Raw genomic sequence first — 24,682 nt, 5'->3', positions numbered from 1 at the left:
GCTGATGTTCAGCCAGGTGCCGCAGCCACTGCGCTATGCCGAAGCGCTGTTGCAACGCTTCGCCACGCTGGCGCGCGCGGCCAATAGCAACGCCCTGCTCGGCGGCCTGGTGGAAAGCGCCGCGCAGCTGTCCGGCAGCGAACTGAGCCAGCTGTACCTGCTCGACGACACCCACACCCGCCTGACCCTGTCTGCTGAATGGCAGGACGGCCTACTGCAGCCGCGCGCGGATGCCAGCCTGTCCAGCGACTACGACGGCGAACAACTGCTGCAATACTGCCTGTGCCAGAACCAGACGCTCAGCCTCAATGAACTGGACAGCAGCCTGCACCAGACCGGCTTCCTCCCCGAGGCGCAGCAACCCTGGCGCAGCCTGCTGTGCCAACCGCTACTGGATGAGCAGAAAGGCGTCACCGGCCTGCTGCTGATTGCCAGCCAGCGCTCGCGTGAACTGCAGGGTTTTGCCGACTCGCTCGGCCATCTGGGCAGCTTTGTTGTCGCCCAACTGCATCTGCTGCAGCGCCTGCGTTCGCCACGCAGCGAGCAACCGGTTGCCGTGGTCAGCACGCCCTGCGCCAGCGGCTATGGCCTGATTGGCGACAGTGCGCCGATGCGCGCGCTGTATCAGATGATCGGCAAGGTGCTGCACAACCCAGTCAGCGTTTTGCTGGCGGGCGAAACCGGCACCGGCAAGGAGCTGGTGGCCCGCGCCATCCACGACTGTGGCTTCCGTCGCAGCAAAGCCTTTGTCGTACAGAACTGCGCCTCGTTGCCGGAAAACCTGCTGGAAAGCGAACTGTTCGGCTACCGCAAAGGCGCCTTCAGCGGCGCCGACCGCGACCATCAGGGCCTGTTCGATGCGGCCAATGGCGGCACCCTGTTTCTCGATGAAATCGGTGATATGCCGCTCAGCCTGCAAGCCAAACTGCTGCGCGTGCTGCAGGAAGGCGAAGTGCGCCCGCTGGGCTCCACCGCCACGCACAAGGTCGATGTGCGCATCGTCGCCGCCACTCACCACAACCTGCGCAACTTGGTGGAAGAAGGCCGTTTCCGCGAAGACCTGTTCTATCGCCTGGCGCAGTTCCCCATCGAACTGCCGGCCCTGCGTGAGCGCGATCAGGACATCCTCACTCTGGCGCGCTACTTCGCCGACAAGGCCAGCACCTTTCTGCAGCGTAACCAGTGCCGCTGGGCTGATAGCACCCTCGATCACCTGGCCCGCTACCCCTTCCCCGGCAACGTGCGCGAGCTCAAAGGTCTGGTCGAACGTGCAGTGCTGCTGTGTGAAGGCGGCGAGCTGCTGCCAGAACATTTCGACCTGCGCCAGGCCGGCAGCAACGATGAGCCCGGCATGAACCTGCGCGAGCGCATGGAGCGCGTCGAACGCAGCCTGCTGCTCGACTGCCTGCGCAAGAACCGTGGCAACCAGACCAGCGCCGCCTGCGAGCTGGGCCTACCGCGCCGCACCCTGCTGTACCGCATGCAGCGGCTGAATATCAGCCCGGCTGACGTGTAAGGCTTAAGGAGAAGAGCATGTTCAACGCCGCCAATCAGTCCCATTTCAGCCTGAGCATCGAAGGTGCCAGCCACGATCTGCAGGTGCTCGAATTTACCGGCCGTGAAGCCATCAGCCAGCCGTTCGTGTTCGAGCTGGAGCTGATCAGCGAGCGCCCCGATCTCGACCTAGAAAGCCTGCTGCACCAGCCGGCTTTTCTCGCTATCAGCCCGGACGGCAGTGGCATTCACGGCCTGATCTACCGCATCGCCCAGGGCGACTCCGGGCAGCGCCTAACCCGCTACCACGTCACCCTGCGCCCGCAGCTGGCCTATCTGGCGCACCGCATCAATCAGCGGATCTTCCAGCACCTGAGCGTGGAAAAGATCATCAGCCAGGTGCTCGAAGAGCACGGCATCCAGAGCAATGCCTACAAATTCCAGTTCGGCCCCAGCGTCTACCCGGCGCGCGAATACTGCGTGCAGTACGACGAAAGCGACCTGCACTTTATCCAGCGCCTGTGCGAAGAAGAAGGTATTCATTACCACTTCCAGCACAGCGAACAGGGCCATGTGCTGGTCTTCGGCGATGATCAGACGGTGTTCCCCAAACTAGCGCCCACCGCGTACCAGCAGGACAGCGGCCTGGTCGCCGACGACCCGGTGATCAAGCGCTTCGCCCTGCGCCTGGAAACCCGCAGCAACCGCGTCACCCGCCGCGACTACAACTTCGAAAAACCCAAGCTGCTGATGGAAGCCGCCTTCAACAGCGAGTTCCAGCCTGACCTTGAGGACTACGACTACCCCGGCAGTTTTGTTGAACGCGAGCGCGGCAAACACCTGGCCAAACGCAACCTGGAACGCCACCGCAGCGACTACGAACTGGCCTGCGGTGAAAGCGATCAGCCGCTGCTGGTCAGCGGCCACTTCCTCAGCCTTAGCGAGCACCCTCGTGATGACTGGAACCAGCTCTGGCTGCTGACTGAAATCAGCCATGAAGGTAAACAGCCGCAAGTGTTGGAAGAGTCCGTCACCAGCCACACCCAGGTCAGCGACGGTTTCCAGCAGGGTTATCGCAACCGCTTCAGCGCCACGCCCTGGGATGTGCTGCATCGCCCAGCGCTGAAGCACCCGAAACCCAAGGTGCTGGGCAGCCAGACCGCTGTGGTCACCGGGCCGGCAGGTGAAGAGATCCACTGCGACCAGTACGGCCGGGTCAAAGTGCAATTTCACTGGGACCGCGAAGGCCAGGCGGATGACACCACCAGCTGCTGGCTGCGCGTGTCCTCCAGCTGGGCCGGCGATGGCTACGGAGCTATCGCCATCCCACGCATCGGCATGGAAGTGCTGGTGACCTTCCTCGAAGGCGATCCCGATCAGCCGCTGGTCACCGGTTGCCTGTACCACGCAGCCCACGTCGTGCCCTACGCGCTGCCAGCAAACAAGACCCGTAGCCTGTTCAAAACCCTGAGTAGCCCAGGCGGTGGCGGCTACAACGAGCTGCGCATTGAAGACAAGAAAGGCGCCGAACAGATCTATCTGCACGCCCGGCGCGACTGGGACGAAAACATCGAGCACGACCAGAAGATCCGCATCGGCCACGAACGCCACGACACGGTCGAAGCCAACAGCTACAGCCAGTTTCTCGCCGAAGAACACCGCACCACCCACGCCGACCGCAAAGTGGAAACCCGCAGCAACGACCACCTCACAGTCGGGCAGAAACAACATGTGAAAGTCGGCGTCGGCCAGTTCGTCGAAGCCGGCAACGAAATTCACTACTACGCCGGCAACAAAGTGGTCATCGACGCCGGCATGGAACTCACTGCATCGGGCGGTGGCAGCTTCCTCAAACTCGACCCAGGCGGCGTCACGCTCAGCGGCGCGACGATCAAGATCAACTCTGGCGGAGCGCCAGGTAAAGGCTCGGGCATTGCTATCCTGCCGCCCACTATTCCGGGGGCAGCGGATGCGGATAAGGCGGGCAATCTGCTCGATAGCGCCAACGCCAACACCACTTGGTTGGAATTGAACCTGCACTACAAGAACCTGGAGCCCGTGCCGGGTGCAGCTTACCGCGTCGAGTTTGCAGATGGTTCTGTTCGTGAGGGCGTTTTAGACACGGACGGTTTCGCCCGGCTAGAAGATGTACCGCCTGGGCCGGCCAAGGTGTGGTACGGCGAAGACCCGCGCCCATTCGTGCGCAAGTCGGTCAAGGCAGTCGACGTTACCGATGCAAGTATTGAGGACGACTTGCGCAAGCTTGGACTGGACCCCAGTCAAGTTGATTTACAGCAATTGGTTGAGCAAGCAGCAGGGAGGCTGGCATGAGCACTGGAGAAAAGCAGGCGGCATACAACGAAGCATTAACCGAACTGGCTGCTGGTATTGCACTAGGTGCAGTGCCCTTCCTAGGCCAAGCGATTGATGCCTATGACACGGTTGAGTCGTGTATCCATCTCTACAACGAGAAGACTGCCCAGGGCAAAGAAGACGCCCAGTTTGACTTGCTAATGGCCATCATCGGTTGGATTCCAGGGCCGGGCGACGGCCTGAAAAAAAGCCTGCGTATTGTCAACAAGGATCCTCAACGTTTTGCACCTGTGTTGTTTGACCTGCTGCGCTTTGTTCTGCAGGAGTGTGGTGTCAAAACCAGTCCGGAAGAGCTGCTGGCACAGGTATTTAACGCAGGTGCCCTGCGTGCCGAACTGGACGAAATCATCTCTGGGGTAAAAGGCTCATCTGCATTCAAAAACCTGCCCGCATGGATGCAAAGCGCCGTATTGACGGTACTTTCTACTTCACGAGACAGCATGCCTGCTCTTGTCGGGATCGTCGAAAAACGCCTGACCAAGTGGAAACGTATACAACGCAATAGCGCGGCTGCATCGGCTGGAAGAGGTCCACGCCAAGGGCAAAAGCCCGCCGCCAAAGATGGGCAAGTGGCCGCAGAGGGCAAAGACGGGGCGAGCCAAACTCACTCCAACAAAATCGATAACTCCAGCCTCGGCACCCAAACACTCTCCAGCCTAACTAACGAAGGCTTAGGAGTCAGCGGTGAACATATCGCCGACTACATTTGCGCCGACGAATTCGGCTGGGGCAAAGACTGGGATGGTCACGACAAGGGCGTCGAAGGCCAGTGGCTGGAAGGCAAGCCAAGCACCCGCAAGATGGGCAAGCTGTCGAAAGGCGGCAGCCCTAAATCGCCCCACGTGCTTTACAAACTAACCGACGGCGCCAACGGCACAGGTATCGATGCTGTTTGGCGTGCCAATCCTGCTACGAACGGTGGGAAGAAATTCGCCATTGTCGAAGCAAAGGCGAGTAAGGATGAGGACGCTCCAAAGTTCCTGCGTAAGCTGAACAATAAGCGCAAACCAGGTATCACCTCCAAATTAGGCGTTTCGGGAATTGCAGATCCCAGTGAGCTTTTAGAGCCGCGTGAGGAGGATGTAACCCCAAACCCGCCATCCAAAAAGAAAAAGAATAAGTCTGGTGGAAAGCAAGGAACAACGCCATCCACACCTCAGGCCTCGAACCAAGCGGCGCGACCTAATAAGGGCAATCGCATTCTTGTGCAAATGAGCAAAGAATGGATATACGAGAACATAATCAAGTCATTTCCTCGAAGCACATACCAAATAATTCTAACCTCATACAATAGGCACTTGTTTTTTTCACCTTTATATCACCCAAGTGGAAGCCCTAAAAGCCACGCTGAGGCAAAACTATCAGGGCAAAAAAACGAGCATGCAGAGCATGCTGCCTTTCACTATGACGATGCAGAAATAACTCAAGCCGTTAATAAGAAGAAGAAATCTCTCGTCGCCAAGCACGGCAAATTAACTACTCTGGCTATTGAGTAACTTATCTATGCAAAGAAGACAAAAATTTATTACCCCTGGCTACTACAAGAGCGTACTCGCGTTATGTGAAGGAACAGAATCTTTTTGGGCTAACAACTCAATGGAGTCTGACTCTGCCGAGCAAGAGGCAGCCCTCAAGGCTCGAGATATTCAATCCGCTGCACTTGATAAGATTTTTATTCAATATACAGCCGGCGAGCCCATTGATGTGCTTATTCCGTCGCTGGAAAAATTGATCGATAACTACGAAAATTACCAGAGAGCACTGGAGATACAAGAGCAGCTTCCCAATATTTCACCCCTCGCCATCGACGATTGGCCTGGACAATACGAAGAGTGCGTACAGGTTATAAGTCTCTGCATTCTGCTGCATCGGATCGACTTGCTGCAGCGCTTTGTCGCCTTGTTAGACAACGCCGGTTATGCCGGTGAAGACACGCTGTATGAAGATCTACTACGCAAAGTTTTACCTGGCCGCAATGACTTGGATGAGTGGTATCACGATATTTATACGCCGCTAATCCGAGCTATTTATGCACCCACCAAAGAAGAGGCATCCGCATTACTGAAGCTTTATTGCGATCAGTGGTACAGCGCTTTTGAAGACAAGCAAACCAATTGGCATGACACCCACCTAGATATCGACGGCGACGAGGGCAGTTATTACGGCTACTGGGCCTTCGAAGCCGCTGCCATTGCCTTTCTTTACGACATCGACGACAGCGAAGTCGATCATATGGTCTACCCCAAAGACCTGGTCGCTTACGCCCGTAATTTCAGTTCGTCGCCTAACTCTGCAAAGACCGGCCGCATCGAATCCGGGCAACCCTGCCCCAAAGCGGGCTACTGGTTTACCCCGGCACAAGCCAATTCCCGGCGTGCGTTCAAGCAGGGCGAAATCATGCCTGCTTTCGACGGTTCCCGTTGGGGCGCGACGCTTTGGTATTGGTCCGGCGAAGACGATGCCTGATATCTGCTTACCCACCTTTCGCACTTAAAAGAGAAGAGCAACCGATGCTGAAACGTTATTACCCAACCGCCCTGCTCGCCCTGGCTCTATGCCTCTCCGCCTGCAGCGGCAATTACAAGTTCAACGATGACGAATACCGCCCGCTGGGCGAACCGCAAGCAGTGAAACGCGGCAACTGACCGCAAGGAGTTAACAACCATGGAACTGGTCTTCGATGTGGTCAGTGCACAGCAGTTCGTGCCAGGTCTATTGACCACCAAAACCTTCAAGCAGGCCGGCGGCATTATTGGGCGGGCGGAGGAATGCGACTGGGTGATTCCGGATCGCAAGCGTGTGCTGTCCAGCCGGCATGCCGAGGTGAGCTACCGCAATGGCTCGTTCTATCTGACCGATACCAGCAGCAATGGCATCCAGCTGAAAGACAGCGGCGCCAGCCTGCGCAAGGGCGAGGCCCAGCGTATTGAGCATGGCAGCGTGTATTGCTTTGGCGATTTCGAGTTGCGTGCGCGGCTGATTCAGGACCCGGCCATGTTTGCCGGTGATATCGGCCGTGCGCAGCCGGCCGGCAGCATCATCCCGGACGATGCCTTTCTCGATCTCGACCCGCTCACCGCCATCGACCAGCAGGAGCGCGTATACGCAGAGGTCGATGACCTGACGGCGATTCTGCGTCCGCATAACGTGCAGGCGCAGCAGCGTGACTATGCGCAGATTGATGAAGAAAACCTGCTGGTGCCTGCGCTGGTAATGCCCACGCCTGAGCCGCAGCCCAAGCGTGCACCGGAACCGGTGCGACTGCCGCCGACCTTCTGGGAAAAATTCTCCGAGGCCCTCGGGGTCAAACTCGATGATCTCGATGACGATGCCCGCGAAGCCCTGGCCATCCACAGCGCCAAGCTACTTAAGCAGAGCATCGGCAGCCTGCAGCAAAGCCTGCGCACCCGCAGCGAGCTGAAGAACGAACTGCGCCTAGCCCTGACCACCGTGCAGAGCGCCGGCAACAACCCGCTCAAGCACACCGCCGACAGCAGTGAAGCGCTGAGCGCCCTGTTGCGTGGCGGCAAGGCCGGGCAACTGAGCGCTGAGCAGACCATCAGCCGCAGCTTCCGTGATCTGCAGGCTCACCAGGTCGCGCTGCTCGCTGCCAGCCGCGCGGCAGTCAAGGGCATGTTCGAGCAACTGTCGCCGGAGCAACTGAGCCTGCGTTTCGAGCGCGAGGGCCGCAAGCCGCTGATCGCCACCGCCGGCAGCCGCTGGCGCGCCTACCGTCGCCTGCACAGCGCCCTGGAGCAGAACGACGACTGGAGCGACCGCCTGTTCGCCCGCGACTTCGCCAACACCTACGAAGAACAGGTTCGCCTGATCGCCACCCTCAACAACGACGTTCAAGGATGATCTCCATGCACCGTTTCACCTGCCTGGCCCTGTTGGCCGCCATGCTCAGCCTCACTGGCTGCGCGGCGCTTTCGCCCTATTCGGATATGACCAAGCTCGACCTGACCCTCAACGGCAGCGATGAGCTCAACCCGGACCTCAACGGCCGCCCTTCGCCGATCGTCCTGCGCCTGATTGAGCTGAAGCACCCGGTGGCCTTTGAGACCGCCGATTTCTTCTCGCTTTATCAGCGCCCGAAAGAAGCCCTGTCGCCGGACATGGTGGTGCTCGAAGAGCTGGAGCTGCGCCCAGGCGAGCAACGCGAAATGAAGCTCTCGGTACAACCGGGCAGCCGCTATGTCGGCGTGCTGGCGGCCTACCGCGACCTGCCAGAAAGCAACTGGCGCGTGGTGATTCCGCTGCAGGAGCGGGAACGCAACAGCAGCGTGCTGACCCTCGATGCCCTGGGCATCAAGGCCCAGGACGACGCCAACAAGGAAGAGGAATAAGCCATGGCCATGCATAAAGTGGTCTGGCAGGAAGGCATGTTGCTGCGCCCGCAGCACTTCCAGCAGAACGACCGTTACTACGACTACCAGCTGAAAACCCGCACGCAGAAGCTCGACAGCTATGCCTGGGGCTTTTTCGAGCTGGAGATCGACCGCCAGTTCCTCAATATGGGCAAGCTGGTGGTGAGCAAGGCCAGCGGCATCCTGCCGGACGGCACCCTGTTCGACATCGGCGCCGAGCGCGAGCCGCTGGCCCTCGACGTGCCGCCGAACACCGGCAACACCCCGGTGTATCTGGCACTGCCCCTGGTTACCGGCAACCATATCGAGAGCCGCCGCCCGGAGCAGCAGGACGTGCTGGCGCGCTTTACCGCCTTCGATGAAGAAGTGACCGACTCCAACGCCGGCGACAGCGCATCGAGTCAGGTCAGCTGCGGCCGCCCGGATTTCCGCCTGCTGCTCGGCGAGCAACAGAGCGACCAGGCCTACGTCAAATTGCAGCTGTGCGACGTGCTCGATACCACCCCGGACGGGGTGATCAGCATCGACCCGGAATTTATTCCGACCTACGTCAACTTCCAGGCTTCCGGCTACCTGCTCAGCTGCCTCAAGGAAGTGATCAGCATGCTCGCCCACCGTGGCGACATTCTTGCCGAACGTATTCGCGCTACCGGCAAGGTCGGCGGTGCGGAAGTCGGCGATTTTATGATGCTGCAGCTGATCAACCGCTTCGAACCGGTACTGCGTCATTACCTGGGCATCGAGCAGGTGCATCCGGAGCAGATCTACCGCGAATTGCTCGGCCTGCTCGGCGAGCTGGCGACCTTCTCCAGCGAGATCAAACGCCCGCGCCTGGAAGGCCGTTATCTGCACAGCGATCAAGGCCTGAGCTTCCGCAAGCTGATGGATGCAATCCGCCAGGTGCTGTCGATGGTGCTGGAACAGCACGCCATCGAAATGCTCCTGCAACAGCGTCAGTACGGCATTCAGGTGTCGCCGCTGCACGATCACAAACTGCTCGCCACCTCCACCTTCGTCCTCGCCGCCAGCGCCCAGTGCGACTCGGAAGAACTGCGCCAGCGCCTGCCGGCGCACCTCAAGGTCGGCCCAGTGGAGCAGATTCGCCAACTGGTCAACCTGCACCTGCCCGGCATCAAGGTCAAACCGATGCCCGTGGCGCCACGGCAGATCCCCTTCCACTCGGGCAAGACCTACTTCGCCTTGGAACTGGGCTCAGAGGAACTGGCGCAGCTGGAACGCTCCGGCGGCTTCGCTTTCCACGTGTCCGGCGAGTTCTCCGGGCTTGAGATGAAATTCTGGGCGATCAGGAACTGACGATGACGACCAAGGAAATGGAATACGGCCAGGACGACAAAACCGTCATCCTCAACCGCAAGGGCGATGCCCCCGCGCACAGCCCGCTGACTGACTTCGCCGCGCCGCCGAAATTCGAGCAGCTGGAAGAACGTATGATCTACGCCGCGCGCCTGCGCCCGGCCGAGAGCTTCAATATCAGCCTCAACCCGCTGGTCGCAGCCGCCGCCGCCCTGCTCTCGGAAGTCGTGCGCCTCAAGCACAGCTTCGACAGCGAAGACATGCATGCGCTAAACCAGCGCCTGGCCAGCGCCATCAAGTTGTTCGAACACCGCGCCCTGCATGAAGGCGCGGAAAGCAGCCAGGTGATGGCCGCGCGCTACGTGCTCTGCACCGTGGTCGACGAAGCCGTGGTGACCACGCCCTGGGGCAATGAGAGCGAGTGGTCGCAGATGAGTCTGCTGTCCTCCTTCCACAACGAGACCTTCGGCGGCGAGAAGTTCTTCCAGCTGCTCGAGCGCCTGTCGCGCAACCCGGTCAAGCACCTGCCGATGCTCGAGCTGATGTACCTGTGCCTGTCTCTCGGTTTCGAGGGCAAGTACCGCGTGCTGCCGCGCGGCATGCTCGAACTGGAAGCGGTACGCGACAGCCTCTACCGGCAGATCCGCCAGATGCGCGGTGACGTACCGCGCGAAGTTTCCCCGCACTGGCAGGGCCTGAAAGACACCCGCCGGCGCCTGGTACGCATCGTGCCGTGGTGGCTGGTGGCGCTGTTCACCCTGGTGTGCCTGGTGGTGATGTATGGCGGTTTCGCCTGGGTATTGGGCGAACAACGCGAAACGATTTTGCAGCCGTACGAGCAACTCGACCCGTCTGCGGGTGTAAGCATGGATGATCTGAAATGAAGCCTTTTTTCGGCAAGTTAGCCGCATTTTTCCGCAAGACCTGGGTATGGAGCCTGTGTCTGGTATTGGTTCTGGCACTGCTGGTGTGGTTTGTCGGCCCATTGCTCGCGGTCAACGATTACAAGTTCTGGGAATCGGCTACCAGCCGCCTACTTAGCATCAGCGGGTTGTTCCTGATCTGGGGCCTGGCCATGGTATTCGCCAGCTGGAAGGCCACCGCCCGCAAAAAGGCCGAGGAAGACGACGCCGATGCCCAAGAGCGCCTGCGCCGCGAAGGCCTGATCAACGAAGAGCAGCTCGAGCTGCGCAATCGTTTCAAGCAAGCCCTGCATACCCTCAAGCGCTCCAGCCTGTACCGCGGCCGTAGCGAAAAATGGCGCAACGAGCTGCCCTGGTACCTGCTGCTCGGCCCACAGAGCAGCGGCAAGACCAGCCTGCTGGACTTCTCCGGCCTGGATTTCCCGCTTAATCGCGGTGACCAACAGCGCCTGACCAAAGACGTTTCCGGCACCCGTTACGCCGACTGGTATTTCGCCGACCATGCGGTGCTGATCGACACCGCCGGGCGCTACCTGACCCAGCCCGACCCGGCCATCGACAGCCGCGCTTGGGACACCCTGCTAGGCCTGCTGCGCAAACGCCGCGCACGTCCGCTGAACGGTGTGCTGGTCAACATCCCCGTGGAGCAGCTGCAAGGTGGCAGCGAAATCGAACTGGAAAATCTCGCCCGCCAAACCCGTCAGCGTCTGCAGGATATTCACCAGCGCCTCGGCGCCGATGTCCCGGTGTATCTGGTGCTGAGCAAGGCCGACAAGGTGTTGGGCTTCGATGAGTTCTTCGACCAGCTTTCGCGCGAAGAAAGCGATCAGGTACTCGGCGCAAGCTTCCGCAAAGAGCAGAACGCCACCGACGTGCAGGTGATTCGCCAGGAGTTCGAAGAACTGCTTCGCCGCCTCAACAGCCAGGTGATCCTGCGCATGCACCAGGAGCGCGACACCCAGCGCCGTGGTCGTATCCTCGACTTCCCGCACCAGCTGGGCCTGCTCGGCGAGCGTCTGTGCCTGTTCAGTGAGCTGGCCTTTAGCGGCAACCGCTACCAGCGCGCCAGCCAGCTGCGCGGTTTCTACCTGACCAGCGCGCCGGAACTGAACGACCAGCTCGACCCGAGCACCAGCAGCATCGGCCGCAACCTAGGCCTGTCCAGCAGCGCCCTGCCGACCTTCCGCACCGGCCGCGCACGCTTTATCAATCACCTGCTCAGCCGAGTGATCTTCCCCGAAGCCGACCTGGCTGGCCTCGACCAGAAGGAAGTCCGTCGTATCGACTGGGGCCAACGCGCCATGTACGCCACCGCTCTGGTGGTGCTCGGCATATTCGGTGTGGTCTGGGCCGGCGGCTTCTCCGGTAACCACGGCCGCCTGGAGCAACTGCGCGACCTCGCTCAGCAACTGACCCAGCAACACAACAGCCTCGGCGCTCAGGACGATGCCCTGCGCACCCTCAAGGCGCTGGATCACAGCTACGCCGCCACTCAGGTATTCCCGCCGGTGGATGAGGTGTCCTACCTGCAACGCGGCGGTCTGTACCAGGGCGAGAAAGTCGACCCGACGCTGCAACAGGCCTACCGCGCCGAGCTGGAAAACCTGCTGCTCAGCCGCGTCGGGCGTCAGCTGGAAGCGCAGGTCCGCGCCAATCTGGGTGACCGTGAGCGCCTGCTCAACAGCCTGCGTGCCTACCTGATGCTCAATCTGGAAGAGCGCCGCGACAAGGCCTTCCTGCAGGAGTGGCTGGCGGCCGACTGGTCGCTGCGTTACGCCGGCAACAGCGCCGGTCAGCGCGGCCTGAACGAGCACTTCGAGCGCCTGCTGTCCGAGTCGTTCGCGCCCTACTCGCTGAATGAACCGCTGGTGGCCCAGGCCCGGCAGATCCTGCGCAGCGAATCGCTGGCCAACGTGGTCTACCGCATGCTCCGGGATCAAGCGCGCAGCCTGCCGGAGTATCGCCTGAGCCAAAAACTCGGCCCGCAAGCCGGTCTGTTCGTTGGCAGCGACTACGCCATTCCGGGTTTCTATACCCAGGTTGGCTACCAGAAAACCTTCACCGCCAAGGGCGCCGACCTGGTGCGCGACCTGCTGCGCGACAACTGGGTACTCGGCGAAGGCGACACCCTCAGCAGTAACGACCTCAGCCGTCTGCTGGTGGAAATGGAGCAGCTGTACTTCCGCGATTACGCCAACTACTGGGGCGAAGCCCTCGCGCAACTGTCACTGGACCCGATCGGCAGCGCCGGCCAGGGTGCCCTGCAACTGGCCGGCCTGACCGCCGCCAACTCGCCGCTGCTGCAACTGCTGGTGGAAGTGCGCGACAACACCCGCTTCAAAGGCATGGCCGAAGCCGCCGATGATGCCGGTGCCGCCGCCGAAGCGCTGGAAGGTGCCAAGGGCAAGCTAGGCAAAGTCGCCAAGCTCGCTGGCGCTGCCGCCGAACAGGCGCAAGCGGCACTGGTGAAAAACCTGCCGGATACCGCGCGGAAAACCCTGGAGCGCCGCTTCGAACCGCTGCACCGCCTGCTTGATGAGAACGGCGGTGCCGGCCCGGAACTGGCCACCACCCTGCAGGCGTTGGATGCCCTGCAACTGCAACTGGCCAGCCTGGCCCACGCCAGCGCTCCGGAGCAGGCTGCGTTCGAACTGGCCAAGGCGCGTATGGGTGGCCAGCGTGATGCGATCAATCAGGTGCGCAGCAGTGCCGCGCGCCTGCCGCAACCGGTCGGCAACTGGCTCGGCCTGCTCGCCGAAGACAGCTGGATGCTGGTGCTCAACGACGCTTACCACTACCTCAACCAGCGTTATAAGAGCGAGCTGTACGCCGCTTACGACGGCTCGTTGAAGCAGCGCTATCCGTTCAGCGCACACAGCGAAAGCGATGTGGCGATTGCCGATTTCCGCGAGTTCTTCAAGGCTCAGGGGATTGCCGAGCGCTTCTTCGACAACTACCTCAAGCCGTTCGTCAGTGGCACCGCCGGCCAGTACCAACTGCGCCGCGTGGATGGCCGCGGCCTGCCGCTGTCGCGCGAGTTCCTGCTGCAGATGAGCCACACCCAGACCATCCGCCGCAGCTTCTTCGCCGAGAACCCCAACGAGCCGAAAGTGCTGTTCAAGCTCGAACCCTACTCGCTGGATTCCAGCCTAGGCCGCGCCGATTTCCGCTTCGGCAACCAGCAGATGGAATACCGCCACGGGCCAATCGTGCAGACCGCCTTCAGCTGGCCGTCCGAAGCCAACGAAGGGCGCACCAGCCTGGTGGTCGAAGAGCTCGGTGGACGCAAAGTGGGTATCGAGAAGAACACCGGCCCCTGGTCGCTGTTCCGCCTGCTCGACCTGATGAGCGTGGACTACCACAGCGGCCGCGATGTGCTGATGCTCAAGGCCGACCTCGGCGGTCTGCGCGCCAACTATCTGTTGCACAGCCAGCGCTCGCCAAACCCGTTTGACCTGGACCAGCTGCGCAGCTTCAAACTGCCGGCCACGCTCTGATGCAGGAGGTTGCCAACCTCTGGCGCAGCGCTGCGCGTACCGACACCGGCAAGGTGCGGGCGCGCAACGAGGATGCCTTTCTGGCCCTGCCAGAGCAGGGCCTGTGGGTGGTTGCCGACGGCATGGGCGGGCACCAGAACGGTGCCCTGGCCAGCCGCCTGATTGTCGAGCAGTTGGCCGAGCCGAGCGCAGGCGATTTGCCGCAGCGTCTGGATGAGCTGCGCAAGCGCCTGCATTCGCTCAACCGTCGCCTGGGCCAGGAGCTGACGGTTACCGCCGCCCATCCGGACCCGGTGATCGGCAGCACGGTGGTGGCGCTGCTGATCGAGGGTGACCGCGCCGCCTGCGTGTGGGCCGGCGACAGCCGCTGCTACCTGTGGCGCGGCAGTCGGCTGTATCAGCTCAGCCGCGATCACTCGCTGCTGCAGCAGCTGATCGATGAACAGCAACTCAGCCCCAGCGAAGCTGCTCGGCATCCGGCAGCGCACGCCCTGACCCGCGCCATCGGCGCCAGTGACGAGCTGAAGCTGGAAATTCTCGAACTGGATGTGCTGCCCGGCGATGCCTTTCTGCTGTGCAGCGACGGCCTCTACCAGGGCCTGTCGGCCGATGCTTTGGGCGCGGCGCTGAACCTGCCGTCACCGCAGCTGACGCTGAATCGCTTGTTCCAGCAGGCCCTAGACGGCCCGGCGCGGGACAACCTGAGTGCGGTGGTGATCCGCCGATGAGGACTCACGGATGAGTGAACAGCTGCTCGACGAACTGCAGCTGGCCAGCAGCCCGACCAGCGACCTGACCTACTTCGCCCTGGCCGCGACTGCCGCCAAACCGGCGGCGCAAGCCCCGCGCGAAGTACTCAGCGAACTGCCGGAAGTGCTCGGCGGCCGCTACAAGATCGAGCGCCTGCTCGGCGTCGGCGGCATGGGTGCGGTGTATCGCGCCCGTGATTTGCTGCGCGAACAGTTCGGTGATCCCGAGCCCTATGTGGCACTGAAAACTCTCAGCGATGACTTCGCCGAATACCCGGACGCCAACTCGCTGCTGTACAGCGAGTTCGCCCTCACCGCGCGGCTTAATCATCCGCATGTGGTCAGGCTGTTCGGCTTCGAGGTGGATGTGCCGAGTCAACGCGCCTTCCTCACCCTGGAGCTGCTCAAGGGCCTGACGCTCGACCAGTTGCTTAGTGAACGCCCCGAGGGCCTGCCTTGGAGCGAGCTGCAGGAAATCGCCATCGCTTTGCTCGATGCCCTGAGCTATTCGCACAGCCTCGGCGTGCTGCATGGCGACCTGAAGCCCAGCAATGTGATGCTCGCCGAAGACGGCCTGCGCCTGTTCGATTATGGTCTCGGCCAGCCCGTGGAAGGTCTGCTACCCGGCCTGCCGCGCCTGTGCCGCAACCGCTTTACCGCCTGGACGCCGCGCTATGCCGCCCTGGAGCTGCTCGACGGTGCGCCGCTAACCGCCGCTGCCGATGTCTATGCAGTGGCCTGTGTGCTGTATGAGCTGGCCAGTGGTCGCCACCCGTTCAGCCGGCAGAGCGCCAAACAGGCCAAGGCCATGGAACTGGATAAACAGCTGCAACGCCCCGAGCAGTTACCGGCGCATTGCTGGCCCGCCCTGCGCACCGCGCTGGCGTTCGATGAAGCACAGCGCAGCATCAGTTGCACGCAGTTGCTTGAGGTATTTCGCCAGCCCACGCCCAGCCGCTGGCGGCGCTGGCTCCGGCGAGGCACTTAGTAGGTTGGCGCTGAGGCACGAAGCCCAACGGCTCCTGGCGACATCAATGGATGATCTTTTAACAAGGAAATGACCATGTTCAACCCGGCCAATGAAACCCACTTCAGCCTGAGCATCGAAGGCCTTGAGCACGACCTGCAAGTGCTCGAGTTCAGCGGCCGCGAAGCCATCAGTCAGCCCTATCGTTTTGAGGTGGAACTGATCAGCGAAAACGCCGAGCTGGATCTGCAAAGCCTGCTGCATCAGCGCGCCTTTCTCGCCTTTACCCCAGACGGCCTGGGCATTCACGGCCTGATCTACCAGGTCGCCCAAGCCGAATCCGGCAAGCGCCTGACCCGCTACAAACTGAGCATCGTGCCGCAGCTGAGCTACCTGGCCCTGCGCACCAATCAGCGGATTTTCCAGCATCTAACAGTGCCGCAGATCGTTGCTCAGGTGCTGCAAGAGCACGGCATCGTCGAAGGCGGCTACCAGTTCCTGCTCGGCCCCACGGTTTACCCCACGCGCGACTACTGCGTGCAGTACGACGAGAGCGACCTGCACTTCATCCAACGTCTGTGCGAAGAGGAAGGCATTCACTACCACTTCCAGCACAGCGAGCAGGGTCATGTGCTGGTCTTCGGCGATGACCAGAGCGCCTTCGGCAAACTCGGCCAGCCCACTGCCTACCTGCAGGACAACGGCATGACCGCCGACGAGCCGGTGATCAAGCGCTTTGCCGTCCGCCTGGAAACCCGCACCAGCCGCATCACCCGTCGCGATTACGACTTCGAGCAACCACGCCTGCTGATGGAAGCCGCCTTCAAGGAAGATCGCGACCCCGAGGCCAAGCCGCTGCCGGATCTTGAGGATTACGACTACCCCGGCCGCTTTGTCGACCGCGCGCGCGGCAAGCACCTCAGCCAACGCCACCTCGAACGCCACCGCGCCGACTACCGCCTGGCCGAAGGCCGTGGCGATCAGCCGAAACTGCTCAGCGGGCACTTCCTCGAACTCTCCGACCACCCGCGCCAGGACTACAACGACCTCTGGCTGCTGCACGAGGTGATTCACCAGGGCAAACAGCCGCAGGTGCTGGAAGAGTCAGTCACCAGCCATACCGCAGCCAGCGATGGCTTCACCCAGGGCTACCGCAACCACTTCAACGCCACGCCCTGGGACGTACCCTTCCGCCCGCCACTGGCCCATCCAAAACCCAAGGTGCTCGGTAGCCAGACCGCCGTAGTCACCGGCCCAGCAGGCGAAGAAATCCACTGCGACGAATACGGCCGGATCAAGGTGCAATTCTTCTGGGACCGCGAAGGCCAGGCCGACGACACCACCAGCTGCTGGCTGCGCGTGGCCTCCAGCTGGGCCGGTGATGGCTACGGCGGCATCGCCATCCCGCGCATCGGCATGGAAGTACTGGTGACCTTCCTCGAAGGCGACCCCGACCAGCCGCTGGTAACCGGCTGCCTGTACCACGCCGAACACGTCGTGCCTTACGACCTGCCGGCGAACAAGACCCGCACCGTATTCAAAACCCTCAGCACATCGGGCGGTGGCGGTTACAACGAGCTGCGCATCGAAGACAAGAAAGGTGCCGAGCAGATCTACCTGCACGCCCAGCGCGACTGGGACGAAAACATCGAGCACGACCAAAAGATCCGCGTCGGTAACGAACGCCACGACACCGTCGAAGCCAACAGCTACACCGAGCTCAAAGCCGAAGAAAACCTGACGGTCAAAACCGAGCGCAAGCTCGAGGTCAAACCCGACGACCACCTCACCGTCGGGCAGAACCAACACATCAAACTCGGCACCGCCCAACTGACCAAAGCCGGCCGCGAGATACATCTGAAAGCAGGGCAAAAGATGGTCATCGAAGCCGGCACCGAACTGACCCTCAAAGCCGGCGGCAGCTTTATCAAACTCGACCCCGGCGGCATCACCCTGCTCGGCCCCCTGGCCAAAATCAACGCCGGCGGCGCACCGGGTAAGGGCTCGGGGATCAAGATCAAACCACCGGTACTGCCGGGTGCGGCGGATAGCGATAAGGCGGGGAGTTTGTTGGATGAGGCATTGGTAGGAGGCCTGCTCAACCCCAAAAAGAAAGTAAAAAGAACCATGAATTTTTCAGGCTGAGGTAGACAGTGAACGCCATGACCAAAACAAACACGCCTGGGAGCCGATATATCGTCGGCCAGGTAGTCGTATTCATCCTGACCTGTGGCTACCTAGCTGGTTGTACGGCCCTTGAACTTGAACCCATTACCTATCAGGAAGCCGTCACCCAATATCAGGAGGGGGGCGGCATCGAGAATTATCGCTGCGCGCTGGTGCCGGCCGATGAGCATTACAAGGCCCTGGACGATTCCCAACCAATCGCCGTTGAGATCGATGACGTGCTGTTCGTCAAGATTGATGGATTTGTCCATGAGCTGCAGCAGCGCGAGATCGATGAAACACGCACCGCCTATGCCTTCGAGGATATGAGCGCCGCTCTTACCACGGTCAGCCAGCTCAATAAGTCCGAATACAACGAGTCGGATGACCGGCACGTTGACCTTACCTTCGCATCTGCTGGCCAAACAGCCACCTACAAGACCTTCGGAGCGGCCTGCGGCCTCTAACCGTTAAAGAAGATTACAACTTTTTCATAGGACAAGTCATGACAGGGCGTCGCTTCAAAATCGTTGAAAGTGTGGGAAGGCGTCTCGAGGACGTGAACAGTTACGAGGATCTCGCTAAGCACCACCCTTCCTCGGGGCGTGAGCCGAACCGGGACTACGAAACCATCAATGGCCAGCTTGAAGAAGTGCGTCATATCGGTGGTCGCACGCTTATCAAGAAGGACTTCGTGCTGCTCGTCGAGGGCAGCAACCGCTCCATCCCGGTTCCAAGTCCGCTGGCCGGCTATGCCAGGACCAGCCGCTCCTACGGCACGCTGAAGATCTATGACGCCCCAACCAATGGCCAACTGATCGGACAGATTCTGCACCTTCACCCCACCTTCAAGGTCAACGACGGGGACGCCATCACCTACGGCCAGCACATTGGCCTTCAGGCGGGAACGGATAGAGCAGGTGCCCAAAGCTACGCCATCCACGTTCACGCCGAACTCGAGGAAGGTGACTTCAAACGCTATATCGCGGATATGGTGAACGGCACACTGAACCCGGACGAGGCAAAGCCGACCGCCGCCGAGGGCAGTAAAGGCGGTGCCAAGGGTGATTGGTGTTACCCCTACTCGGCGACGGCGGGCCATTCGCTGCAACACCTGACCGCATTGAGCAAAGCCAAGGGCGGCTTTTACCCGATTGGTGGAAATGGTTTGTGGCATGGCGGCATTCATCTGGACAAAGGCACATCCGATGCCTTCGACCAGAGCCGTATCAACTGCATGACCCACGGCGAGGTAGTCGCTTACCGTGTAGACGAGGAATACCCCGTCAGCACTTACAACGGCACACCGCCGTTTCAAATACGCGCACCGTTTTCCACCGCCTTCGTCCTGGTTAAACATACGCTCCAGGCCAAGGCGCCCACCACCGAAGACGCATCGAAACCCCAGCCTCCGGCGTTGACGATCTACAGCCTGTACATGCACCTCAAATGCTGGAAAGACTATCTCCAGAACGAAAAGCTGGAACGCCCAGCGTTCTGGGGTTCCAACCTGTACACCGTCAATACCCGCAGCAACGAACTCAACGTTCGGGGCGAGGCCAGGAGCAACGCACCCATCGTGGGCAAACTCACCAAGGGTGCCCAGATTCGTATCTCGGGTGAAGGTGCATTCCTCAAGCTCGAGGAGGTCATCAGCGGCAACACCGAGCCGGTATTGACGCCAAATGAAGACGGAACGCTGCCAGGCTATGTCTCTTCAACCTTTCTGACGCCTAAGGCACAACCCAAAGCCATGGGCTCTATCGTGTTGCTGGACCCGCCAGTGCCAATCAAGGCAGGCGATCTGATTGGGCATGTAGGCAAGTACCAGAATCAGAGCGACGGTTCGCCTCAGGAACTGTTGCACCTTGAAGTCTTCAGTTGTGATGACGTCCCTGCGTTCATCGGCCAAAGCCGGACGTGGGCGCAGAACCTGCCGAATGAAGAAAAGACCCTACTCAAGGTCCATGCAGGGGCCAGTAAACTGATCCCTCACCGCGAAGACATCAAGAGCGGCAATCCGCCGAAGCTAAGCGATGCAGGCGCCGAGATCGGTGTTGACCTGATTCTGCCGCAGAACTTGCTGGATGCGTTGCCGGCTGAGGCCAAGATCAAGGTCGCGGCCAGCAACACTGCAACCGGCTGTACACCCGAGACCAATTGGTGGCGACTCGATAATCTTCTGGCCGACATGGATGGACAGCCCATCAATGGCTGGCTGTCGGAACAGGAACTCATTACAACCCGCCACAGCCCATGGGAATGGGAAGGCTTCGACTTTGTCGAAGATACCGACACACCACGCTCGGGGCTGGCCTACTACCTCAACACGGCACGCCGCTTGTCCGATGATGAAAAGACCAGCTACCAGGCCGCAATCGACCAATCTGACAAAGGGCCCGTACGAAGCCGTCTCTACGACATCATCGACAGCAATCGCGACGGAAAGATGACCTCAGAAGAAATCCAGGCAGCGCTGGAAAAGCCATGGCACGCTCAATCCATCTCGCAGCTTGTCACGCAGCATGACAGTGAGTGGTTCTGGGATTCCTCGCGCTGGGACGAACTCGATGACCTGATGGGCCACAGCCCCGATGATCCCAACCAGGATTGGGTTGAGGAGAAGAGTCGTATCAGGGCGTTGAGCTGGTGGAGTGATGTGGCAGGCAGTCTGAAACTTGATGCGACGGGCAAGGCTTGGCACTTCCAGCCGATAAATCTGGTAATCATGCAGAATCTTTCGGCTGCACCGGCTTCCGAGCTGATCAGTGCGGAAAATATGCAGAAGATATTCCCGTCATCACAAGAAGCCGCACGAGAAGAAGTCAGGACACTGTTCAATAAATATGCGGGCTCATTTGAAATCAATACGCCAGAACGAATTTCTCAATTCTTTGCGCAAGTGAAAGCAGAAGTAGGCGACGCGCTGGTGGGTAAAGAAGAAAGTCTGTGGTACTCGACGACCGCGCTTCGCAGCACGTTCGCCAGGTATTTCAGCCATTACCCTCAGGAAGCGGAAGAGTTGGGGTATAAACGAATATCGAAACAGCAGTACAACAACCTTCCTGCCAACGCAAAAAGCGCTTATACGGTTAAAAACGACTATGCCTATTCCCAGCTGCCACAAGAGGATGAAATCGCCAAGCGTATTTACTGCTGTAGCGTTCCCGGGCAGAACTTCCACCTGACCGCCGGGGGATGTTCGGAAGGGCTGTCCTACAAAGGTAAAGGCTTCATTCAGCTCACGTGGAAAGAAAACTACAAAGCGGTTGAAGCTCTTTTGAAAGCTAAGGTACCAAACGAAAATATCAATATCGTCGCCAATCCAGATCAAGTACTGGAAACCAAATATGGACTGCTGACCGCCCTAGGATTCTGGGAGTGGCAAAAATTGAACGCGAAATCTGGCCCTAGCACGACCAATACCGATCAAATAACCAAGGTCGTGAATCTTCATACTAAAAGCTACGACAAGCGGAAAGAGAACTTTGAATTCATATACGGGATACTGAAAAATGCACAATAAATTCAGCATATTGCATTTTTCACTCGCCTCAACCTTGGTGCTAGCCTGCGTTATTGCGAACGCCGAAACGATACGACCTGAGGGGCTGTCCTCACTACAAGAACTGCGCCTTGTAGATAGTAACGACGCACGCTCCCAGCGCCTGCTGATTACAGACCTTGCAGGCACTACGGTTGTTGATTCGGATAAAGCCCTGCCCCGCATCGAAAACTCGTACTCGCCCAATAGTTACGACGGCTACATGGCTGACCTGGCCGCCGAACACCAGGGGAAAGTATCGGTTACCGATCTGCAAGGTGAACGCTATACCCTGCTCTCGCCCTCGACCCAGGCGGGAGACTATCTGGTTCTGATCACCAGAGAGGACGGGAATGGCGCATACAATTTCAACCTGAAATTCAAGTACAACAGCGCCGCAAAGTCCTTTGACCTTACACAGGTCCTGTTGAATGAAAACGACACCGAGTGCGAGCAGTCGCGGCTCAGTACGTACGTAATCGACAAGCAACATCTTGCCTTCACGTCGATAGACGACTTCGACGGTACCCGTGCATTCGGCAAGCTGAAGGATCTGCGCTTTGAACATCAAACATCAGGGACCGCGTCAGAAAAATTGATGTCGCAGACCGAGTCAGACAATTTCAACGCTGCGCTGCAAGCGTACAAAGCTGACGACAGTGAAGAATTGAAGACTCTTGTCAGCTATTTCATTGCAGGTGAGGGCGATGGCACATGCAATCCTGGAAAATACATCGTTGAAAAATATTACTTCCCTAAAAAAGTCAGCTGGTCCAATGACCTTGGCTTCCTGTTCGAGCAGGCGGGGTATCATTTGGAAGCCGCTGAGCTACTGAAACATATCACGCTGAAGCACCCAGACAGAGTGGTCGCCTACTTGAATCTGGCGGATGCTTATTGGGCACTAGGAAAGAAAGAACCCGCTCAAACAGCCTACAACCAGTACTACGAAAAAATGATCGAGGCCGGAAAGAAAACGAGAATTCCGGAGCGCGTCCAATCGAGAAAATGACATGTAGTAATGCCGCTAATCCCGCACAGAGCCTACTCTGCCAACTATCTGTAGGGAAAAATGACTTCAACATTTAGCCGTTCCGATCATCAAGCCTTGATTGCGGGGCATGCTCAAAAGCAAGGGGCCACCTCAGAAAAAATCTCGGCCAAGGAAATCGTCACGCCATGAAGCACATGCTATGCGCCACACTGCTTTCCCTTGCGCTAGTCACCCCCGCACAAGCACAGGCAAAACCTCTCACATTCGATAAAGGTGGCAGCACTGAATCCTACCGGGCGGATATGAAAACCGGTGAGTTGACGATCAGTTGGGGAACAGAAACCAAGGTATTCGCAGATCTCGTTGGCTACGCCGGCCAGGCGTCCAGAGCCTTGGTTTCGTTCAACGGGGCTCCTGCACTGGTTTATGAAAACGCCGGATCAATTACTTCTTTCGAGGTGTTCTACACCCTCGCGCTAAAAGAAAAAGTTCCGGTCATCGATTGCCTGTACGGCAATATCCGCAATGGGCATAACGGTGTTTCTATCCGCAAGGCTGTGTGCAATCTGGATAAGCCGCTGTCGAGCGGATACCAGGACCTGATTTTCGCCTACTCGGACAAGTGGATCGAAGCCTCTAATTCGGTATCCCTGCAATCGGTTATGGCGGAGCCCTCGCAGCCAGCCGATGCGCCTCTTGGCCGCCTAGGCGAGGTTGATGTCGTATTGCGCTACAGCACGGTCGACGAGCTGATGTCCGCTGCCCCGAAAACCATCGCGACGTTGGGAAAGAAAACCCATGAGGTGAGCAACGGCAATGCGTACTTCGTTTATGAGGCTGATGGCATCACGCCGCTGGCGCTGGACGTGGAGACGGAACCGGCCACACACACGCTCAAACGCCTGACAGCAGCAGAGCTGCTGCGCAGCATCGAAGCCAACTGAGTGGCTCCAAGCTGATTACGCTAACGCGCTGAGCGAAAGGTAACTACCGCCCCGCCGCCTCCAACGCCTGCGCCAACTCGGTAGCATCGGTAAACCGGCGCTGCCCCTGTAGCTGGCCCTGGCGCAGGTCGAGCCAAAGTACGCTGGCATTGTCCGCCGGGTATCGGGGTGCGATGCGGGCGTCGCGGTCGAGGAAGACGCGGTAGTTGTAGTCGCGCATTTTGGGGATGGCGAAGAGTTTGCCGATGATGCTCGGCATGCGGCTGATATCGGCGAGAAACACCGTGTGGCGCTGCTCCAGATAGCCCTTGGGCTTGCCCTGCAGGGCGGCGTCAACGAGTTTGGCGGCGTCCATGCTGCGGGCTACCAGCAATACTTGCAGCTGATCGTCCAAGGTGTAGGCCTGGTCGTGCTGATCGAGCAGGGTCCAGGGCGCCAAACGCTCACCGGTTTCCAGGGCCATGCTGGTGGCGGAGAACAGGCACAACAGCAGAGCAATAGCGGCTTTCATGGTGGGCACTCCGGCTTTATAGGTCGTCATCGGTCACCACTCTAACCAGATCCGCCTGCATGGCATATGCGGCATCCGCCAACTCGTTGTTGACCTGTTCAATCTTCAGCGTACCGCTGACCCAGAGCGGGGCGTAGATGTCTTCCAGTTCAATACCTTTGGGGTAGCGCACCAGCACCAGCTGATTGGGCGGTGGCGGCGGTACGTGGATGCAGGCGCCGGGGTAGGGAACCAGGAAGAACAGCGTGCTGTGGCCCTTGCTGTCGGTTTCCAGTGGAACCGGATAGCCGCCCAGGCGCACCGCCTTACCATCGAAGGCGGCGACGGTTTTCGTCGAGTACATCACCGCCGGCAAGTTCTGATCCTGCTGCTTGAGGCCACCGGGGTTATAGAAGCCACTGTCCTGCTCAAGGCCTTGGTGGCTGATCTCGGGCATGTCTTCCAGGGCCTGGCGGTCTTCCGGTGGCATCAGCTCCAGCCAATCGGTTTCCGGAAGTTCGGCACAGGCCAGGGTGCTGAGCAGCAGCAGAGGTAACAACAGGTAGCGCATCGGTGGGCTCACAGGGCAGCGAAGTGACAGGGCCTTAGCCCTTTTTAACAGCGCCGTAGATTACCAGCAGCACCACCGCGCCGATTACTGCACCGATAAAACCAGCAGACTCGCCCACCTTGTAGATGCCCAGCGCCTGGCCGCCATAGGTCGCAGCAATCGAGCCGCCGACGCCCAGCAGGATGGTCATGATCCAGCCCATGCTGTCGTTACCCGGCTTGATAAAGCGCGCGATCAGACCGACGATCAAGCCGATAAAAATGATGCCAATAATGCTCATGCGAGC

At 59.7% G+C, this 24,682-nt stretch carries 20 protein-coding genes; 17 read left to right on the top strand and 3 right to left on the bottom strand.

Going from position 1 to position 24,682, the window contains the following annotated elements:
• Positions 1 to 4 precede the first annotated feature (4 nt).
• From CUR33_RS03180 to CUR33_RS03100, 17 genes are all read left to right on the top strand, one after another.
• Positions 5 to 1,516, top strand: coding sequence for a sigma-54 interaction domain-containing protein (locus CUR33_RS03180; RefSeq protein WP_289238747.1), 1,512 nt, complete (start codon positions 5 to 7; stop codon positions 1,514 to 1,516).
• A gap of 17 nt (positions 1,517 to 1,533) precedes the next feature.
• Positions 1,534 to 3,825 (top strand): type VI secretion system Vgr family protein, encoded by a 2,292-nt coding sequence (locus CUR33_RS03175; RefSeq protein ID WP_289238689.1) that lies wholly within the window; start codon positions 1,534 to 1,536, stop codon positions 3,823 to 3,825.
• A complete protein-coding gene (locus CUR33_RS03170) occupies positions 3,822 to 5,363 on the top strand; it encodes a hypothetical protein (RefSeq protein WP_289238688.1) in 1,542 nt (513 codons plus the stop codon). Before CUR33_RS03175 ends, CUR33_RS03170 begins: the two co-directional genes overlap by 4 nt.
• 7 nt (positions 5,364 to 5,370) lie before the next feature.
• Positions 5,371 to 6,333, top strand: coding sequence for a PoNe immunity protein domain-containing protein (locus CUR33_RS03165; RefSeq protein WP_289238687.1), 963 nt, complete (start codon positions 5,371 to 5,373; stop codon positions 6,331 to 6,333).
• 44 nt (positions 6,334 to 6,377) lie between these two features.
• On the top strand, positions 6,378 to 6,512 hold the full coding sequence (locus CUR33_RS03160) for a type VI secretion protein (protein WP_289238686.1): 135 nt from the start codon (positions 6,378 to 6,380) through the stop codon (positions 6,510 to 6,512).
• Between the two features lie 19 nt (positions 6,513 to 6,531).
• A complete protein-coding gene (tagH, locus tag CUR33_RS03155) occupies positions 6,532 to 7,728 on the top strand; it encodes a type VI secretion system-associated FHA domain protein TagH (protein WP_289238685.1) in 1,197 nt (398 codons plus the stop codon).
• A gap of 5 nt (positions 7,729 to 7,733) precedes the next feature.
• Positions 7,734 to 8,216: a type VI secretion system lipoprotein TssJ gene (tssJ, locus tag CUR33_RS03150; protein ID WP_289238684.1), complete on the top strand. Its 483-nt coding sequence runs from the start codon at positions 7,734 to 7,736 to the stop codon at positions 8,214 to 8,216.
• 3 nt (positions 8,217 to 8,219) lie between these two features.
• Positions 8,220 to 9,551 carry a type VI secretion system baseplate subunit TssK gene (gene tssK / locus CUR33_RS03145; RefSeq protein ID WP_289238683.1) on the top strand — a complete coding sequence of 444 codons (1,332 nt, stop codon included), beginning with the start codon at positions 8,220 to 8,222 and terminating at the stop codon, positions 9,549 to 9,551.
• 2 nt (positions 9,552 to 9,553) lie between these two features.
• Positions 9,554 to 10,435, top strand: coding sequence for a type IVB secretion system protein IcmH/DotU (gene icmH / locus CUR33_RS03140; protein ID WP_289238682.1), 882 nt, complete (start codon positions 9,554 to 9,556; stop codon positions 10,433 to 10,435).
• Positions 10,432 to 13,971, top strand: a complete 3,540-nt coding sequence (tssM, locus tag CUR33_RS03135) for a type VI secretion system membrane subunit TssM (RefSeq protein ID WP_289238681.1) — start codon at positions 10,432 to 10,434, stop codon at positions 13,969 to 13,971. Before icmH ends, tssM begins: the two co-directional genes overlap by 4 nt.
• Positions 13,971 to 14,699 carry a PP2C family protein-serine/threonine phosphatase gene (locus CUR33_RS03130; RefSeq protein ID WP_090379571.1) on the top strand — a complete coding sequence of 243 codons (729 nt, stop codon included), beginning with the start codon at positions 13,971 to 13,973 and terminating at the stop codon, positions 14,697 to 14,699. Before tssM ends, CUR33_RS03130 begins: the two co-directional genes overlap by 1 nt.
• A 10-nt stretch (positions 14,700 to 14,709) precedes the next feature.
• Positions 14,710 to 15,708, top strand: a complete 999-nt coding sequence (locus tag CUR33_RS03125) for a serine/threonine-protein kinase (protein WP_289238680.1) — start codon at positions 14,710 to 14,712, stop codon at positions 15,706 to 15,708.
• A 75-nt stretch (positions 15,709 to 15,783) separates the two neighbouring features.
• The gene (tssI, locus tag CUR33_RS03120) at positions 15,784 to 17,832 is read left to right on the top strand and encodes a type VI secretion system Vgr family protein (RefSeq protein WP_289238679.1); all 2,049 of its coding nucleotides are present in this window, start codon (positions 15,784 to 15,786) and stop codon (positions 17,830 to 17,832) included.
• A 17-nt stretch (positions 17,833 to 17,849) separates the two neighbouring features.
• On the top strand, positions 17,850 to 18,320 hold the full coding sequence (locus CUR33_RS03115) for a hypothetical protein (protein ID WP_289238678.1): 471 nt from the start codon (positions 17,850 to 17,852) through the stop codon (positions 18,318 to 18,320).
• 38 nt (positions 18,321 to 18,358) lie between these two features.
• Positions 18,359 to 21,379 carry a hypothetical protein gene (locus CUR33_RS03110; protein ID WP_289238677.1) on the top strand — a complete coding sequence of 1,007 codons (3,021 nt, stop codon included), beginning with the start codon at positions 18,359 to 18,361 and terminating at the stop codon, positions 21,377 to 21,379.
• Positions 21,369 to 22,409 (top strand): hypothetical protein, encoded by a 1,041-nt coding sequence (locus tag CUR33_RS03105; protein ID WP_289238676.1) that lies wholly within the window; start codon positions 21,369 to 21,371, stop codon positions 22,407 to 22,409. The genes CUR33_RS03110 and CUR33_RS03105 overlap by 11 nt, the downstream gene beginning before the upstream one ends.
• A 167-nt stretch (positions 22,410 to 22,576) precedes the next feature.
• Positions 22,577 to 23,335 carry a hypothetical protein gene (locus CUR33_RS03100; RefSeq protein ID WP_289238675.1) on the top strand — a complete coding sequence of 253 codons (759 nt, stop codon included), beginning with the start codon at positions 22,577 to 22,579 and terminating at the stop codon, positions 23,333 to 23,335.
• 43 nt (positions 23,336 to 23,378) lie between these two features.
• Here the strand turns inward: CUR33_RS03100 and CUR33_RS03095 are convergent, their stop codons facing one another.
• The 3 genes from CUR33_RS03095 to CUR33_RS03085 are packed head-to-tail and all read right to left on the bottom strand — an operon-like array spanning position 23,379 to position 24,676.
• On the bottom strand, positions 23,379 to 23,846 hold the full coding sequence (locus tag CUR33_RS03095) for an FAD/FMN-containing dehydrogenase (RefSeq protein WP_289238674.1): 468 nt from the start codon (positions 23,844 to 23,846) through the stop codon (positions 23,379 to 23,381).
• 16 nt (positions 23,847 to 23,862) lie between these two features.
• Complete coding sequence (locus tag CUR33_RS03090; protein ID WP_167144066.1) at positions 23,863 to 24,396, bottom strand: DUF3299 domain-containing protein; 534 nt, start codon at positions 24,394 to 24,396, stop codon at positions 23,863 to 23,865.
• A gap of 34 nt (positions 24,397 to 24,430) precedes the next feature.
• A complete protein-coding gene (locus tag CUR33_RS03085) occupies positions 24,431 to 24,676 on the bottom strand; it encodes a GlsB/YeaQ/YmgE family stress response membrane protein (RefSeq protein WP_090250808.1) in 246 nt (81 codons plus the stop codon).
• Positions 24,677 to 24,682 lie beyond the last annotated feature (6 nt).

Source organism: Pseudomonas sp. FEMGT703P (assembly GCF_002786345.1).
GTDB classification, from domain to species: Bacteria; Pseudomonadota; Gammaproteobacteria; order Pseudomonadales; family Pseudomonadaceae; genus Aquipseudomonas; species Aquipseudomonas peli.
Note: the sequence above shows the minus strand (reverse complement) of the source record. Positions and strands in the feature narration are given on the sequence as shown.